We start from the raw sequence: 14,222 nt of genomic DNA on the forward strand, positions 1-14,222 counted from the left end.
AGAGGACGTTAAGTCCGTTTCTGATAGCGGCCGCGTCCGGGTTGTTCGAGGAGTCCCTGACGAACGAGTCGTCCCAGGCGGGAGCGGGTGACGTTGATCGAGGGCTCGTCGGTGGGCAGCTCGAGGAGTTCATGAAGGTCGAGAACCCGGAAGACCTGCCCGGGATGCTCGTTGAAGGCGGCCACGATGCGCTGGTAGATGCTGGCGGGCTCCGCAGGAGCTGGTTCCTGCTCGGGCGGGGTGAGGCTGTCGATGACCCTGCGGGTCGCGGCGAGCTCGGCCAGACGGTCCTCGGTTTCGACGAGCCCGGTGGTCAGCCGCTCGATCTGTTCGCGTAGGCCGTCGGCTCGGGCGGCGGTCTCGTCGTGTTCGGCCTGCAGCAGCCGCAGGAGTTCGGTGACGTTCACGCAGCCAACTCCACCCCGTCGCGCCAGGCAGGGCTGGGGGTGGTGAGGCGGCGGAGCATGCCCGCGGTGGAGGCCCAGTAGACGCGAGAGGCGGCATTGTCGGGCCGGTGGTCGTAGTCGCGGGCGAGGCGCCGGTGCAACATGAGGGTGCCGTTGACCTGCTCGACCACCCACCGCTTGGGTTGCGGAACGAAGCCCTTGTCGTCGGGGTTGCGGCGGACCACCTCGACGGTGATGTCGTTCACCGCCCCGTGGATGATCACGGCGTCCTTGAAGCCCTGGTCGACCAGGACCTTCTCCAGGCGCATCCCGCACCGCATCACCGCCTGGTCCAGCAGGGCGGTGCCGGCCTCGTTGTCGTGCGCGCTGGCGGCCAGGACCACCACGCCGATGACCGGCCCAGCACATCGACGGCCAGTCCGCGCTTCCTGCCGGGCATCTTCTTGTTCGCGTCCAGTCCCGTCGTCTCCTTCGGCACCCCCGCCGCCACGCGGACGGACTGGGTGTCGATGATCACCAGGGACGGGTCCTCTAATCGCCGGGCCCGCTCCCGCACCTGGCAGCGAAGGATCTCCTGGATCCGCTGGTCAAGGCCGTCCTGGCGCCACAGGGTGAAGTAGTAGAACACCGCCGACCAGGCCGGTAAGTCAATTGGCAGGAGCCGCCACTGACACCCCGTCCGGTTCTGGTAGAGCAGCGCGTTCACGACCTCCCGCAGATCGCAGGAGCCCGGGTCCCCGGTCGCTGAACGCGACACCCGCTCCTGCTTCCAGGCGGTGACCAGCGGCTCGATCAAGGCCCACTGCCCGTCGGACAAGTCCGTTGAGTACGGCATCCGTTCCATGCCGGCAAGGCCAACATGCACACGACACGCACGTCAGCTGGAACGGCCCCGTGTACACGAACGGGCGACACTAGAACATCCAGAAAGGGACTTAACGTCCTCTGAGGCCATGAACACACTCGAAGAGAACAAGAAGTCCGTGACCGCCGTCATCAACGCCCTGTACACCAAGGGTGACCTCGGCGCCGTCGACGCCTTCCTCGCCGAGGACTTCGTCGACCACGACCCTCCGTTCCTCGACGACACCACACGTGAGGGAATGCGCACCGCGAGCCGGATCGTGCGGGCGGCCTGCCCGGACTGGCACAGCGAGCCCGACCTGTTGATCGCCGAGGGCGACCTGGTCGTCGAGCACTTCACCGCCTGCGGTACCCAACGCGGCGAGCTCCTGGGCGGACCGGCGACCGACCGCGCGATCATCCTCAAAGGCATCAACATCTTCCGGGTCCGCGACGGCCGCATCGTCGAACGCTGGAGCCGACTCGACGAGCTCGGCCTACTGCGCCAGCTCGGCCAGGAGAGCCGGCCATGACCGGGCGGCCGGAGGTGTGGCGCGGCCGAGGCGAGGGGCGCAGGTTCACCGTGGGGCCCTCTAGCGTGTTGGTCAAAGTCTCCGCGGCCGAGACCGGGGGCCGTTTCGCACTGATCGAATGGACGATCCCGCCTGGCGCCCCGGCGCCCCCGCGCCACATCCACCGCAATGCGTCGGAGACGTTCTTCGTCCTCGACGGAAGCCTGTCCTTTCCCCTGGATGAGGGCACCGTGACCGCCTGCGCCGGCGACTGCCTGCACGTGCCCCCCGGCACTGCCCACACGCTGGCCAATGCGGGCGACCGCCCCGTCCGAGCGCTGGAGCTGTTCGCGCCGGGCGCGCTCATGGGACTGGTCGAAGAGGTGGGCCAGGTTTTCGCGGCCGGACCACGTCCGGACCGGGCAGCGCTGCTGGCCGCCTTCGCCCGGCACGACAGCGCCCTCGCACCGGACCCGACGCCTCACCCGCAGTAACGAGATGGCCGCCGCGGCCGGAAGGGGGCCGGCATCGCCGAACGGGTGGGCCGATCCGCCGGAGCGCAACCGCCGCTCACGCATCTCATTGGACCTGGGCCCGGCGAGGGCTGATCAATACCCCAGAGAGTTGGGATTCCGGGGCGACTTCGAAGATCGAGGATTTCGACATGGACACCATCGAGAAGAACAAGCAGACCGTGACCGCCTTCATCGACGCCCTGTTCACCCGGGGCGACCTCTCGGCCGTCGACACCTACCTCGCCGAGGACTTCGTCAACCACGACCCGCCGATGGGCGTCGGCACGGACCGGGAGGGCATGCGGGCCGCGGGCGCGCTGTTCCGGCAGGCCTTCCCCGACTGGCACTCCGACCGGGGGCTCCTGGTCGGCGAGGGTGAGCTGGTCGTCGAGCAGTTCACTGCCTCGGGCACCCAGCAGGGCGAGGTCATGGGTGTCGCCGGTGACGGCCGCACGGTGGTCTTGAAGGGGATCAACATCTTCCGGGTCCGGCAGGGCCGGATCGTCGAGCGCTGGGGCCGGCTGGACGATCTCGGCCTGCTGTCCCAGCTCGGCCTCGTGCCGGCACCGGCGTAGCGTCGACATCATGGCCACCGGTATCCGGGAACGACGGGTCGAACGGCTGATCGACAGCTGCCCGCCGGCTTGGCGCTTCCTGAGCTCACCACCGAGGTGCTGCGCCGACTGCCGGGCATCCTCCCCATGGGGGCGGTGTTCTTCGCCGCCGTCGACCCGGCCACTCTGCTGTTCACCGCCGCGGTCGCCCAGGAGCCACTGGCCGAAGCCAGCCCGCTGTTCCGGGACAACGAGTTCGGACGCGGGGACGTCAACAAGTTCGCCACGCTCGCGCGGCGGGGCGACCCGGTGACGTCGCTGGACCGGGCGATCTGCAGGCGGCGGGCCGACAGCGCCCGCTACCGGGAGATCATGGCAGGCCTGGGTCTCGTCGACGAGCTCCGGGCCGCCCTGATCACGGGACACGAATGCTGGGGCGTGCTGTGCCTGCACCGGACCGACGCCGAAGCCGGGTTCTCCGCCCAGGACCTCGCCGTCCTGCGCAAGATCGCCCCGCACCTTGCCGAGGGCCTGCGCCGCAGCGTCTTCCGGTAGCCGGCTTTCGAGCGTGCTGGTCGGAAGGGCTGATGTGCAGGCTATCCGGGGCGCTCAGGCTCGTTGACTGCGGGAATCTTGGGCTCTTGATCGTCCGTCAGCGTGCTGTCAGCGGGCGGCTTCGAGGTTGGTCAGGACGAGCAGTGCCCGCAGGAGGGCGGTGGCGCGGGCCGGGTCGGTGCGGAGCTTGGTCAGGATCCGCCAGGCCTTCAGATGGGCGAAGCCATGTTCGACGGGGGCGCGACCGGCGGCCAGGATCCGGTTGGCCTGCTTCTGGCCCGGGGTGAGCTTGCGGGCGCGGGTGGCCTTGTAGGCGGTGATGATGACCTGGTCATCGGGGTTCTTGGGTTTGTCGACGCCGAGGAAGCCGAGGTCGGCGAGCGCGCCGAGGCCGGCCGCCTTCAGATGCTCGACGATCTTGTCGCGGCGGGCGGCGGTGGCGTCATGGGTCCGTCCCGGACGGCCGGGCGGATTAGGGGCGAGCAGGCGTCCGGGGTGACGCGGTTCCTGGCCGTGCCGTACGCGGCTGCACCGCTGGGAGACCTGCGGTTCGCGGCCTCGATGCGGACGGGGGCCTGGGAAGGGGTGCGGGAGGCCACTCGGCCGGGCCCGACGGCGCCACAGACCCCTTATCAGCCGGTTCCCGGGCTGGACGTGATCCGGCTTGCCGGTGAGGGCTGGCGCCGGGGCGAGGAGTACCTGACCGCCAGCATCTGGTCGCCCGACACCGGGGCGGCCGGGCTGCCGGTGATGGTGTTCATCCACGGCGGCGGATACGCCACCGGCGCGAGCCTGGTACCGGTCTGCGACGGGGCGTCCTTCGTCCGCAACGGCATCGTCCTGGTGTCGATCGACTTCCGGACGGGCGCCGAGGGCTTCCTGCACCTGAAGGGCGGCGCGACGAACGTCGGGTTGCGCGATCAGATCGCCGCCTGGGAGTGGGTGCGTGAGAACGCCGCGGCATTCGGCGGCGACCCGGACAACATCACCCTGTTCGGCGAGTCGTCCGGAGCCGCGAGCATCAGCTGCCTGATGGCATCCCCACTGGCCGCAGGACTGTGCCAGCGCGCGATCCTCAGCAGCGGCCACCCCGAGATGGTCCGCCCGCCGGCCCAGGCACAGGCTCTGGCCGACGGAGTGGCCGCAGCGCTGGGCGTGCCCCGCGACCGCCGAAGCCTTCCGGGACAAGACCAGCGGGGAGCTGATCGCCGTTCAAGGCGCGGGCTACGAAGTCGATCTGCGGGACGAGCAGGGCGTCGAGCCGTTCGGCGGCATCCTGCCGTACACGCCGGTCACCGGCGACGACGTGCTGCCCGAACACCCCCTTGCCGCGATCAGGAAAGGTGCCGGATCCGGGATCGCCCTGATCGTGGGCACCAACCGGGACGAGTTCAACCTGACCACCGTCCCCAAGGGCGCCATCGACGCCCTCGACAACGACCAGGCCGTCGCGACCTTGTCGGCGATCCGCCCGAACGCAGCCGAGATCCTCGCACTCTACGGAGTGAACCTGCCCGGGACCACGGCCGGGCAAGCCTTGACCCAGGCCCAGACGGACCTGACGTTCCGCTTGCCCGCACGGCGCGTGGCCGCCGCCCACCAGGGCCGCACCCACTTCTACGAGTTCGGCTGACGATCTCCTGTCCTCGGCGGAAGGCTCGGCGCCTGCCACAGCCTCATCCTGCCGTCCATGTTCAACACCTTGTCCCTCGACACCGGCCCGGACCGCATGGCGGGCCCGAAACCGCCGCAAGAGCTTGCCGAGCGTGTTCACCGGGCCTGGATCGACTTCGCCACCACAGGGGACCCGGGCTGGCCCGAATACGGCCCCGACCGCCAGTTGATGTGGCTGGACACCCCCAGCACCACTCGCCCCGACGACGTGCCGTGGGCCAACGTCGAGCGCTTCGATCCCACCCGGGGATAGAGTCCCGGCTGGACGCCGGGCTCAACTACCGCTGCCCGTCCACGAATCTCCAACGGGCAAGTGTCGTCTCGAAGGGCTCCCAAAACCCGGAATACGGCGAGGATGCCCAGCCTGACCCGATGGTACGTGAGGCATCCGGGCAACCCGGTCGGTCAACGCCGTCATAGCCGACGGGCCGAACGCACCACACCGCAGAGATCAATCTCCCAGAAGGCCTCACTCGCGTGAACACGGTGGGTGGACGCCACGCACCGGCACCTTCGGGCAGTCCGCCCTGCCTCAGAACCCGGGCATCTGGAAGTCGTTGAAGAACCACAGCGCGCTCGTGTACCAGATGACGACGACCGCGACCACCAGGAGAAACCGCCGGCGAGCGGCAGAAGCCATCCGACCCGCAGCCGGGAGCGAACGAACACCACCTTGGCCGCGAACGCGCCGTAGAAGAAGCAGGCGGACAGTGAATGGACGGCCGCTCGCACAGGAGTGAGTTCGACACCACAGGTCTGAACGCAGTGGACGGTGATGGGGATCGTGCCGAGGAACACGAGGGCACCGACCACCCGGTGTGCGCGCGGAACGGCCTTCGGTACCGTCCTGACGCGCGGGAGCCGCCGGTACATCCACAGCGCCAGCAGGAGCTGGACCATCGCCAGCCCGAGGATGGCCGTGGCCAGTCTCGCCTTGAGCCGCACCGCGTCGGTCAGATGCTGCCCGAAGAGGCCGCTGGCGTAGTCGGGTGTGATGGTGCGGCCGACCAGGAAAAGCGCCAGCGCCACAGCAAGGGCCAGTGCCGAAGCCGAGCCCACCACGATGCCCGTCCTGCGTCGGTGCGCATCCTCGTCCACGGCCCATCCTCCGTCCAAAGAGCCGGTGCGAGGGGGCGAACCACTCGACCGACAGCCCCCTTACGGAGGTCTGCCCAGGTCAGCGGTCCGCACCGAGTGCCACGCGAGACGCGGCGTTAATGGCGGTCCGGTTAGTGGAGCTTGTCGAGCTGGTTGGTGGCGTCGTCCACGAAGTAGACGGCGTTCTGGTTCAGGCTCACGGCCAGGCCGAAGAGGGCGCCCGCGCCGGGCGGGGTGCCGCTGGAGTCCAGTTGGCGCCAGGCGATCTGGTCACCGTGAGGCGTGGTCTCGACGATGTTGCCATCGCCGGCGTTCACGGTGAGCACGTCCTCGCGGGGCGAGATGGCCAGTCCCAGGGGGCCGTTGAGGTGGCCGCCCTTGCTGATGACCCGTCCGATGCCGGCGCTTCGGTCACGGTGAAGGGCGTCGGGGATGACGGTGATCCGGTTGGCGGCGGTGTCCGCAACGTAGAGCGTGCCGTGTCGGCCCAGTCCGACGCCGGTGGGCCCCACGCCAAGCGCGGCGGGATCGGTCCGTTCCGGGAAGCCTGATCCGATGACGCGGTTGTCGACCCAGGTCGGCGGATCGTCGCCGCACCGGTTCAGGGTGATCCGCAGGACGGTGCCGCGGTGGACCGTCCTTCCGCCGGCGGCCACGGTGCCGTTCAGGACGTTGGTGACGAATAGGTCCGTGGTGTCCCCGAAGCTGGCCGCAGTCATGTCCCAGGGGCCGTTGATGCCGTGGCCGGCCAGCGTCTCACGGACGTGTCCGCGGCTGTCCAGGACCAGCAGGCATCCGGCCTTCGCCGTGGCGGCGGTGCCGTCGGTCGTGGGCAGGCTGCCCACGACGACCCAGCCGCCCGGCAGGACCGCCAGCGCGGTGGTGAGCCCGATTCCACCGGGACAGCTCCCAGGCAGATGGTTGGCGTCGATGCGGGCGAACTGTCGGACCCGGCCGCCGGGGGCGAGCTCGACGATCGTGGTACCGGTGCCCTGGAGGTTCTTGACGTTGTTGAAGTTGCTCACCAACACGTCGCCACGGTGCAGACGGCCCACAGACGATTCGACCACGGCGGTGCCGTACGGGTTCACGTCCCCGTTGCCCGGAACGGTGGACGCCACCGTGGAGATGCGGTGGAGCCCTCCCAGGAACGATCCCGCGGCTCCGGCCGGGGACGCTCCAGTCACCGTCAGAGCTCCCGCGGCCAGTCCGGCGGCCAGCATCGGCGCCACCAGCGACCTGCAGCGGATTCCGAGTCTCACGCCCGCCTCCAACAGGGGACGGCCACCCTCACCGTCTCGTCACACACGGTCGCGATCCGTCACAGCACGCGCATGGTCGGGCCGGCACACGACACGCTCACCGGTCCGGCCTCGGCCTCGCCCGCCCCCGACAAAGGACGTTCGCCGGCCGAGCAGCGGCACCCGACAGCAGTGGCTTCGCGGTCGCGAACGCGTGGCGCCACAAGCCGCTACAACACTCCCGGCTTCCTGCGGCCGGCTCCTGACACACCCCCAGCGAGAGAGCACACGCCAAGCGTCGTGGCCACCGCCGAGTGGCACCGCCGAGGCCGTCGAGAGGCGCCGCAAGGAGCTGCCCGCGCCACCGAGAGCCGGCACACGCCGAGGAGGTGCTCCGTTTGATCGGGTGCACAGCGTCGTCCTCCCCGGGGCACCGGTCGGCCGATACCCGACGGGTCCATCCCCGGTTACGGCAGTCGGACGCCACTGGGGACTCTTGGTCACCCGCACGCGTGAAGGTCGGGCGTGGGGCTGATCGCCCCGGGCAGCGGGGCGGCATTCGTGCGTAGCGTGGTTCCGCGACTCGCCGTCGGCGGGTCGGTGGCCGGCGCCACCGCTTCCCCAGGGCCAAGAGGTCTGTCATGAATCGTGCCATCACACTTGCGGTCGGGATGGCCGCCGTCGCGGCCTGTTCTTCCGGATGCAGCAGTTCCGGTACCACGGCTTCCTCGACCTCGCCCGCCGGCACCAGTGCCTCGACGACCACCGCCGGCTCGGCTATGCCCAGTAGCAGTGCCACCACCCCGACCGGCGGCGCCGCCACGGTGAAGACGGCGAGTTCGCCGCTCGGCCAGATCCTGGTCGACGGCTCGGGCAGGACGTTGTACCTGTTCAAGGCCGATACCGGGACGACCTCGACCTGCAACGGATCCTGTGCCCAGGCATGGCCGCCGCAGACCACGACGGGGAAGCCCAGCAGCAGCGGAGTGACCGCATCCCAGGTCGGAACGACCACCCGAACCGACCACTCCACCCAGGTGACCTACCACGGCCACCCGCTCTACTACTTCGCCGAGGACACCAAGCCCGGCCAAACCAACGGCCAGGGCGTCAACGCCTTCGGCGCCTCCTGGTACGTGGTCAGCCCCAGCGGCACCCCGGTCACCAGCGCCGCCTCGGCGTCTGCGTCGGCATCTGCCGGCTCCACGAGCGGCGGGGGCGGGTACTGAGACCCCTACCTCACTTCCGTCCCCTCGACGACGAGCAACGGCGGAGTGTCGCCCGGCGGGGTGCCACTCCGCCTCGGACGATCGTCAGATCCGACACTTCGGAGGAGAGTTGGCCAGGGCGACGGGCGCTGACTTCGTCCGGACCAGGCGGAGCCTGCACGGACTCGCCGAGTTGCTGATGGCTGGGCCCCAGTTCCGCCGCAGCGGGACGATCCGGCTTCGGGTGATCCCAGGCGGATTCGCCACCACCAAGGAACCGGACATCAGGGTGCAGGACCTGCGCCTGATCGCGGGCGGACACACACTCTCCCTGGCAGGCAGCTACGCGGACCTGGCCCGCACCGCCGGGATCACCCCCGGAGCCCCGGTGGACCTCTACCCCCAAGGAAGCGGCATCGCCACCGAGGACATCATCGAGGTCGATCCGCAGTCCGCTGGGCGGATCTCCGACGTCCTCGCACTCGGCCTTCAGGCGCTGGGCCACTTCGCCCCGCACGAGACCGCCGTGCTGTGGCCCGAACACTTCGACCTCAGCGTTACCTGGGACGAGGTCAACTTCGGCATCTCCCTCGGCGACGCATTCGCGGACGAGCCCTACGCGTACGTCGGGCCGTGGACCCCGCCGCAGTCGGACGCGTTCTGGAACGCGCCCTTCGGCGCCGCACGTCCCCTGAGCGGACTCTCCGACGCCCCCGCACTCGAAGCCTTCTACGCAGAAGGCCGTCGCCTGGCCCACCAGGCACGTTCGGCCTGACGACACTGCGCCTGCCGACAACCTCATCCGTGCCAGTTCCGTCGTCATGTTGGTACGCGTGGATGACGCCGACAAGCCGGTCCCTCCGGCGTATGTCGAGGTGGGCAAGCTGCCCGAGTTCGAGCGGTTCAGGCACCGGACGTTAGTGGCGCCGCCGGGTCCGCCCTCAACTACGTGGGATGATCCGGCACTTGTTCGAGCAATCCGGGCAGTATCAGGCCCGACCGAATCAGCCGTACAGTTTGTGGTGGAATACCTGCTCCTTGGTTGGTGTGAGCGTGCGAATCCGTGTGCGTGGGTGACTGCTCGGCCTGACCGATCGACAGGGTCCGCTTCGGCGGCGATTGTTCCAGCTGCCCCAGCCCCCGGCGGCGTCCCACAGGAGACGGCCGAGGAGACCTGGATGGGCGCGCGCGACATCAATGCCCGATCGACGGCAGACCGCCAACACATGCGCCGGTGCGGGATCGGGAGCACGGCCGCACTCGCGGTTGAGCGTCACGACGGGCAGGGCAGGACGACGATCAGGTTGACCGGCGAGCTGGCCCGGGACTCGGGCCGCTCCTGCGCCGGGAGTCGGCCGGTTGTCTGGCCGGTGGCGTGCACGCCATCCCGGCGGCTCGCCATGGTCGCCCTCGACGACTGCAGCGGCCTGATCGCACTCCTGCAGGCCCACCGGCGCGAGGCCGTGGTCGGGGCGGCGTTGCGACTGCACGGCCCCAGGCCCGTCGCGAGCATATGCAGATCGCGGCGCGAGGGGTTGCGGCTTCGAGAGGATCTGTCCTCGTGCGCTTCATCGACCGGCTCTCCTCGAGTAACCAGCGGAAACTCGGGCGGTCGGGCATCAGCAGCACCGTCCGTCACGGCGGTGGCGACCGGGACGAGCCGGGGCTGTCTCAGGTGAAGTCGGAGACGGACATGACAAGGCTGACTGTCTCCCAGGTGATCGCCTGCCTGGTGCGGGCCGTCCGGTGCGGCGACGCGCGGATGGCCCAGGAACTTCTGTCCCGGTTCAGCACGCTGGCCGAGTTGGAGGACCTGATGGAATTGCGGGCTGCACTGGAGGCGGACCTGCGCAGCGGACCGGACCGCCCCTCGTTCAGGCCGTGAGTAGTTTCGATGCAGGACACCCACTTTGGTCGGTCGGGATCTGCCCGTTTTGGCGTCGCCAGCGCTCGTGTTCAGTTGGCGGATTCGCATGATCGTCGCAACATTGCTGGTCTCATGCTGTCAGAGCGGCGGCGAAGGCGTGGGCAGGACTTCGCCATCCCAGGGTCTTCCAGGGCCGGTCGTTGAGCCGTTCCTCGCTTGCGCGTATTTCATCGGCGGTGCGGACGGACAGGGCGGTGCCCTTAGGGAGGCATTGCCGCAGCGGGCCGTTGATGTTCTCGTTCATGCCGCACTGCCAGGGGCTGGCTGGGCAGGCGAAGAAGACACCATCCTGGAAAAGCGGCGCCAGTTCGTCGCGGCGGGCCGTGTCGATGCCCTGGTCCTACATCAGCATCATCCTCGCGGTTTCGGGAGGGCCGCCGTCGCGGCCGTGACGGCGTCGCGAACGTTCGCGGAGTCGTGCCCGTCGGGCAGCGGGATGAGTCGCAGCGGAGCGTGTGCGGCGGTCGACGCGTGGCGGCCGATCCGACAGGTCGCCCTCTCCTGGTGCCGAGTACGGCGCTGGGCTCCGGCCCGAGCCAACGCACGGAGAGGCGGCCGGGACGACCCCGGCCTACGGTGGACGTGTGGACGGCGAGATCACTGCGCTGGACCTCAAGAACGTGCTGCGGGCGCTGGCCGAGCTGTTCGAGGAACTGCGGCGCTTCCCCACCGACCGGGACGTCGTGCAGCGCAGCGGCATGCCGGTGGACGACGTGGGGCGAACACTGAGGACCCTGGCCGAGAACGAGATGATCACCGAGCGGAGCGAGGGCGGCCACCGTGTGGTGACCCGGGTGACCCGGGTCGGCGTGGCGTTCGCGAGTGAGACCTGAACGGTATGCAGCCGGCCACCAGGGGCGGCGTGGCGGACGAGATCTTCGAGCCCATCCGGCCCAGGGCGCGGACTTCGACTCCCCGTGGACCTGGCTCGAGAGGAACACGGCCTCGGCGGAACTCAGGTGTCCATGCGGCCCAGTACCGGTCTGCTCCGGCAAGCCGTACAGTCCGTGGTGAACAGTGGATTATCTGTTCTTGGCTGGTGTGAGCATTCGAGCGTCCTGCGTCGAGGTGCCTCCGGCCGACCGACTGAGCTGACCGCTTCGGCGGTGATCGTTCCAGCTGCCCCAGACCCCGGCGGCGTCCCAGAGGAGACGGCCGAGGAGATCTGGATGCCCACGAACCACATCACCGGCCGATCGAAGGGGGCCCGCCGTCGCCCGCCACCCCGGTGCGGGGCCGCGATGCCGACGGAGACACTCACCGTCGAACGGCACGACCGGCACGGCAGGGCCGAGATCACACTGGCCGGCGAGATCGACATGGCCTCCGCGCCAATCGTGCGCCACGCGCTGTCGCGCTGCCTGGCCGACGGCGTGCACGCCATCGAGGTCGACCTCGCCCAGGTCGGCTTCTGCGACTGCAGCGGGCTGAGCGCGTTGCTGCAGGCCTACCAGCGAGCCACTGCGGCCGGAGTGTCCCTGCGGCTGCGCGACCCGAGACCTGTCGTGGCCCGGCTGACGGCGCTGGCCTGTACCGACACCCCCTTGCTGCACCTGGGAGGCGCAGGAGGGGACTGCTGACAGCACTCGTCCCGACGGATGCCGACGCTGCGTGCGGCAGGCCCCCTGCCCCGCCCCCGTCTCGTCGTGCGCGGCTCCGACGACGGCACGGTGGACCGAGTGGCGACCCCTCCGGCCTGGCAGACCGTTGCTTCGGCTGCTCCCCCGGCCGCTCTGTGCGGTACCAGGCTGTTGCAGCACAGCGTAGAGTCGATGGCGGAAGTGCGTTGTCGGCGGGTTCGGACGCCCGAAGCCCTGTTCTCCGGCGTCTCGGGCAGACCGACTGAGCCGGCCGCCTCAACGGCGAGCGCTCCAGCTGCCCAAGACCCCGGTGGTGTCCCAGACGAGACAGCCGAGGAGTCCGGGTGTCCGCGAACAGCATCACCCGCGCGATCAAGGACGAACGCGGACCGTTCACCCGCCGGATGGGCGTTGTCGGCGACGAGGGCGGATGTGGTCAGGTGGCGTCGAAACCCTCGGGGGCCTGCAGATCGTGCAGGCGACGACGCTGCCCGAACGCACCCGGTTGCGGCTGATCCCAGGAATCTCGGCCGGGCTGGTTCGATGCGCTGCCGACCTGTTGTCGGCGCGTGTTGTCGGCGCCTGGTGTCGAAGAATCGGAACGCGGGAGGCGCACATGATGCTTTCCCAGCACGAGCGACGCGCATTGTCCGACATCGAGGAACACCTGCGCGCGAGCGAACCCGAGCTGGTGCGCCTGCTGGAATGCTTCCATGCCTGGGCTCCGCCGCAACACCGCCGCCGCGGTGTCCGCCGCGTGGTCGGGCCGGCCGGGCTGGCGCTCGCCGCCGTCCTGCTCGCCGTGGCGTTCACCGTGCGCAGCGCGGACGTGCTGCTGCTGGCTGTCACGGTCCTGTTGGCGGACGCGGCCTGGTGGACCCTCCTCGCCGCGACGGCACTGGCCAGACAACGGATACTCAACAACCGCGAGTCTCATCGCCGGTGACTGCGGGCCAGGTGAAGTGAGGGCGGTGATCGACTGTGTGGGAGCGGCACATCGGGCGTGTCGTCGTCGGTGTGGACGACTCGCTCGCCGGGCTGCGGGCACTGCGCGAGGCGGTGGAGATGGCACGTCTCCGCGGCGTGGAGGTTCGAGCGGTCCGCACGTACCGTCCCCCACCTGAACCGGGAGGCGGAGGGTGGAACACCGGGATGGACCCTCAGTCCTTCGCGGCGGAGGATCCCCGGTCGGCGCTCAGGAGAAACGCACTTGTAGCTGCTCGGCATGCCTTCGAGCAGGCAATGGGCGGTGTGCCACGTGACGTGGTGGTGTCCATCGAGACCGAGAGCATTCCCCTCCACCAGGCGCTGGCGGCGGTCGCGTGCCGCGACCGGGACGTGCTCGTCGTCGCCGCATCGCGGCGACCTCACGCGTGGTGGCCGCGCAGACGGTCAGTCGCCCGGCGCTGTACCACCCGGGCAGTGTGTCCGGTCCTGATCGTCCCGGCACCACGGGGAGCATGCGAACTCGGCAGCCACTGGCACCGGTAGCAACGCCGGCGGGAGTTGGACGCCCTCCTCGACGAACTCACCGCGTAGGGCCCCTGGCCACGGGCATACCCACTGCCCCTGTTCGGTCGCTGTAGACCGTGAGGTCCGGAGGTCCGCACCGCTCGGTCTCAGGAAGAGCCGCGCCTCGACGAGGACGAGGCTGCTCCTCGGTGATCACACCGGGGGCGGAGCAGTCAGGTCCGCGTCGGCACCGCGCGGCTCGCACGTCACCAGTGCCTCGTCGACGGCCCCGCACAGGCGGGCCGCTTGCTCCTGCGGATCGGCAACGGAGAGGGCGACGCGGGCGAACTCGGCCGGCGGCCGCAGCTCGACCATCAGGACAGGACCACGCCATGGACGTACCGCGATCCAGTCACGCCCGGCCGGGTGCCGCCACACTCCCAGCCACGCCCTGTCGGGGATCGACAGACCGCTCTCTCTGCTGCCGCGCAGGCAACGCCATGGCTCGGCGAGCACCTCGACGCGCGCCACGGCGGCAAGCGGTGCCCGCACGAGCCCGTACCGCATCACCGCTCGTTCCCGCCAGGAGGGCCGGACCACCAGGTCACCGCCGTGAATCGTCACCCGCGCCATGGCCGCCTCCGGTCCGGTCCGGG

The 14,222-nt window shown here is 69.8% G+C and carries 16 protein-coding genes and 4 pseudogenes; 13 read left to right on the plus strand and 7 right to left on the minus strand.

What is annotated here, in order from left to right:
* Positions 1 to 8: 8 nt before the first annotated feature.
* Together TR49_RS32570 and TR49_RS32575 are read right to left on the minus strand one after the other, a co-directional pair.
* Positions 9 to 407: a hypothetical protein gene (locus TR49_RS32570; RefSeq protein WP_042388075.1), complete on the minus strand. Its 399-nt coding sequence runs from the start codon at positions 405 to 407 to the stop codon at positions 9 to 11.
* Positions 404 to 1,251: pseudogene (locus TR49_RS32575) on the minus strand (IS5 family transposase). The gene TR49_RS32570 and the pseudogene TR49_RS32575 overlap by 4 nt, the downstream one beginning before the upstream one ends.
* Positions 1,252 to 1,360: 109 nt before the next feature.
* On the opposite strand from TR49_RS32575, the gene TR49_RS32580 reads away from it, so the two are divergent.
* The 4 genes from TR49_RS32580 (at position 1,361) to TR49_RS32595 (ending at position 3,386) form a co-directional block, all read left to right on the plus strand.
* Complete coding sequence (locus TR49_RS32580) at positions 1,361 to 1,783, plus strand: ester cyclase (protein ID WP_042388078.1); 423 nt, start codon at positions 1,361 to 1,363, stop codon at positions 1,781 to 1,783.
* Positions 1,780 to 2,256 carry a cupin domain-containing protein gene (locus tag TR49_RS32585; RefSeq protein WP_052434836.1) on the plus strand — a complete coding sequence of 159 codons (477 nt, stop codon included), beginning with the start codon at positions 1,780 to 1,782 and terminating at the stop codon, positions 2,254 to 2,256. The genes TR49_RS32580 and TR49_RS32585 overlap by 4 nt, the downstream gene beginning before the upstream one ends.
* 170 nt (positions 2,257 to 2,426) lie before the next feature.
* Entirely contained in the window at positions 2,427 to 2,852 is a 426-nt protein-coding gene (locus tag TR49_RS32590; protein WP_042388079.1) for an ester cyclase, read from the plus strand.
* A gap of 69 nt (positions 2,853 to 2,921) precedes the next feature.
* Entirely contained in the window at positions 2,922 to 3,386 is a 465-nt protein-coding gene (locus tag TR49_RS32595) for a GAF domain-containing protein (RefSeq protein ID WP_052434837.1), read from the plus strand.
* Positions 3,387 to 3,494: 108 nt separating this feature from the next.
* Here TR49_RS32595 and TR49_RS32600 read toward each other — a convergent pair.
* Positions 3,495 to 3,878 (minus strand): annotated as a pseudogene (locus TR49_RS32600) (transposase family protein); the annotation flags it as partial.
* On the opposite strand from TR49_RS32600, the pseudogene TR49_RS32605 reads away from it, so the two are divergent.
* Together TR49_RS32605 and TR49_RS45945 are read left to right on the plus strand one after the other, a co-directional pair.
* Positions 3,831 to 5,019, plus strand: a pseudogene (locus TR49_RS32605) (carboxylesterase/lipase family protein). The pseudogenes TR49_RS32600 and TR49_RS32605 sit on opposite strands and share 48 nt — an antisense overlap.
* Positions 5,020 to 5,076: 57 nt before the next feature.
* Positions 5,077 to 5,313 (plus strand): hypothetical protein, encoded by a 237-nt coding sequence (locus TR49_RS45945; protein WP_236653626.1) that lies wholly within the window; start codon positions 5,077 to 5,079, stop codon positions 5,311 to 5,313.
* A 161-nt stretch (positions 5,314 to 5,474) separates the two neighbouring features.
* Here the strand turns inward: TR49_RS45945 and TR49_RS41945 are convergent, their stop codons facing one another.
* A complete protein-coding gene (locus tag TR49_RS41945; protein WP_236653627.1) occupies positions 5,475 to 6,158 on the minus strand; it encodes a DUF6529 family protein in 684 nt (227 codons plus the stop codon).
* A gap of 131 nt (positions 6,159 to 6,289) precedes the next feature.
* Positions 6,290 to 7,420, minus strand: a complete 1,131-nt coding sequence (locus TR49_RS32615; RefSeq protein ID WP_236653628.1) for an NHL repeat-containing protein — start codon at positions 7,418 to 7,420, stop codon at positions 6,290 to 6,292.
* Positions 7,421 to 8,178: 758 nt separating this feature from the next.
* Here TR49_RS32615 and TR49_RS32620 point away from each other — a divergent pair.
* The 3 genes from TR49_RS32620 to TR49_RS43245 all read left to right on the plus strand — a co-directional run bounded on the left by TR49_RS32620 (position 8,179) and on the right by TR49_RS43245 (position 10,492).
* Positions 8,179 to 8,628, plus strand: coding sequence for a COG4315 family predicted lipoprotein (locus TR49_RS32620; RefSeq protein ID WP_236653629.1), 450 nt, complete (start codon positions 8,179 to 8,181; stop codon positions 8,626 to 8,628).
* A 223-nt stretch (positions 8,629 to 8,851) separates the two neighbouring features.
* Positions 8,852 to 9,382 carry a hypothetical protein gene (locus tag TR49_RS32625; RefSeq protein WP_201776257.1) on the plus strand — a complete coding sequence of 177 codons (531 nt, stop codon included), beginning with the start codon at positions 8,852 to 8,854 and terminating at the stop codon, positions 9,380 to 9,382.
* Between the two features lie 918 nt (positions 9,383 to 10,300).
* Positions 10,301 to 10,492, plus strand: coding sequence for a hypothetical protein (locus TR49_RS43245; protein ID WP_152627562.1), 192 nt, complete (start codon positions 10,301 to 10,303; stop codon positions 10,490 to 10,492).
* 112 nt (positions 10,493 to 10,604) lie between these two features.
* Here TR49_RS43245 and TR49_RS44150 read toward each other — a convergent pair.
* Positions 10,605 to 10,817, minus strand: a pseudogene (locus TR49_RS44150) (IS30 family transposase); the annotation flags it as partial.
* A gap of 301 nt (positions 10,818 to 11,118) precedes the next feature.
* Here TR49_RS44150 and TR49_RS32635 point away from each other — a divergent pair.
* The 4 genes from TR49_RS32635 to TR49_RS46855 all read left to right on the plus strand — a co-directional run bounded on the left by TR49_RS32635 (position 11,119) and on the right by TR49_RS46855 (position 13,605).
* A complete protein-coding gene (locus TR49_RS32635; RefSeq protein ID WP_042388089.1) occupies positions 11,119 to 11,367 on the plus strand; it encodes a hypothetical protein in 249 nt (82 codons plus the stop codon).
* 336 nt (positions 11,368 to 11,703) lie between these two features.
* Positions 11,704 to 12,114, plus strand: coding sequence for an STAS domain-containing protein (locus TR49_RS32640; RefSeq protein ID WP_236653630.1), 411 nt, complete (start codon positions 11,704 to 11,706; stop codon positions 12,112 to 12,114).
* Positions 12,115 to 12,586: 472 nt separating this feature from the next.
* On the plus strand, positions 12,587 to 13,060 hold the full coding sequence (locus TR49_RS41950) for a DUF3040 domain-containing protein (protein WP_160311671.1): 474 nt from the start codon (positions 12,587 to 12,589) through the stop codon (positions 13,058 to 13,060).
* 35 nt (positions 13,061 to 13,095) lie between these two features.
* Positions 13,096 to 13,605, plus strand: coding sequence for a universal stress protein (locus TR49_RS46855; protein ID WP_084725664.1), 510 nt, complete (start codon positions 13,096 to 13,098; stop codon positions 13,603 to 13,605).
* Between the two features lie 174 nt (positions 13,606 to 13,779).
* Here the strand turns inward: TR49_RS46855 and TR49_RS41960 are convergent, their stop codons facing one another.
* Positions 13,780 to 14,199: a hypothetical protein gene (locus TR49_RS41960; RefSeq protein WP_174501629.1), complete on the minus strand. Its 420-nt coding sequence runs from the start codon at positions 14,197 to 14,199 to the stop codon at positions 13,780 to 13,782.
* Positions 14,200 to 14,222: the final 23 nt, after the last annotated feature.

Source organism: Streptacidiphilus melanogenes (genome assembly GCF_000787835.1).
Classification (GTDB): Bacteria; Actinomycetota; Actinomycetes; order Streptomycetales; family Streptomycetaceae; genus Streptacidiphilus; species Streptacidiphilus melanogenes.

Excerpts from the sequence above, each read along its gene's own strand:
- TR49_RS32580 (WP_042388078.1), top strand. The coding sequence starts at position 1,361 with ATGAACACACTCGAAGAGAACAAGAAGTCCGTGACCGCCGTCATCAAC.
- TR49_RS32585 (WP_052434836.1), top strand. The coding sequence starts at position 1,780 with ATGACCGGGCGGCCGGAGGTGTGGCGCGGCCGAGGCGAGGGGCGCAGG.
- TR49_RS32590 (WP_042388079.1), top strand. The coding sequence starts at position 2,427 with ATGGACACCATCGAGAAGAACAAGCAGACCGTGACCGCCTTCATCGAC.
- TR49_RS45945 (WP_236653626.1), top strand. The coding sequence starts at position 5,077 with ATGTTCAACACCTTGTCCCTCGACACCGGCCCGGACCGCATGGCGGGC.
- TR49_RS32620 (WP_236653629.1), top strand. The coding sequence starts at position 8,179 with ATGCCCAGTAGCAGTGCCACCACCCCGACCGGCGGCGCCGCCACGGTG.
- TR49_RS43245 (WP_152627562.1), top strand. The coding sequence starts at position 10,301 with ATGACAAGGCTGACTGTCTCCCAGGTGATCGCCTGCCTGGTGCGGGCC.
- TR49_RS32640 (WP_236653630.1), top strand. The coding sequence starts at position 11,704 with ATGCCCACGAACCACATCACCGGCCGATCGAAGGGGGCCCGCCGTCGC.
- TR49_RS41960 (WP_174501629.1), bottom strand. The coding sequence starts at position 14,199 with ATGGCGCGGGTGACGATTCACGGCGGTGACCTGGTGGTCCGGCCCTCC.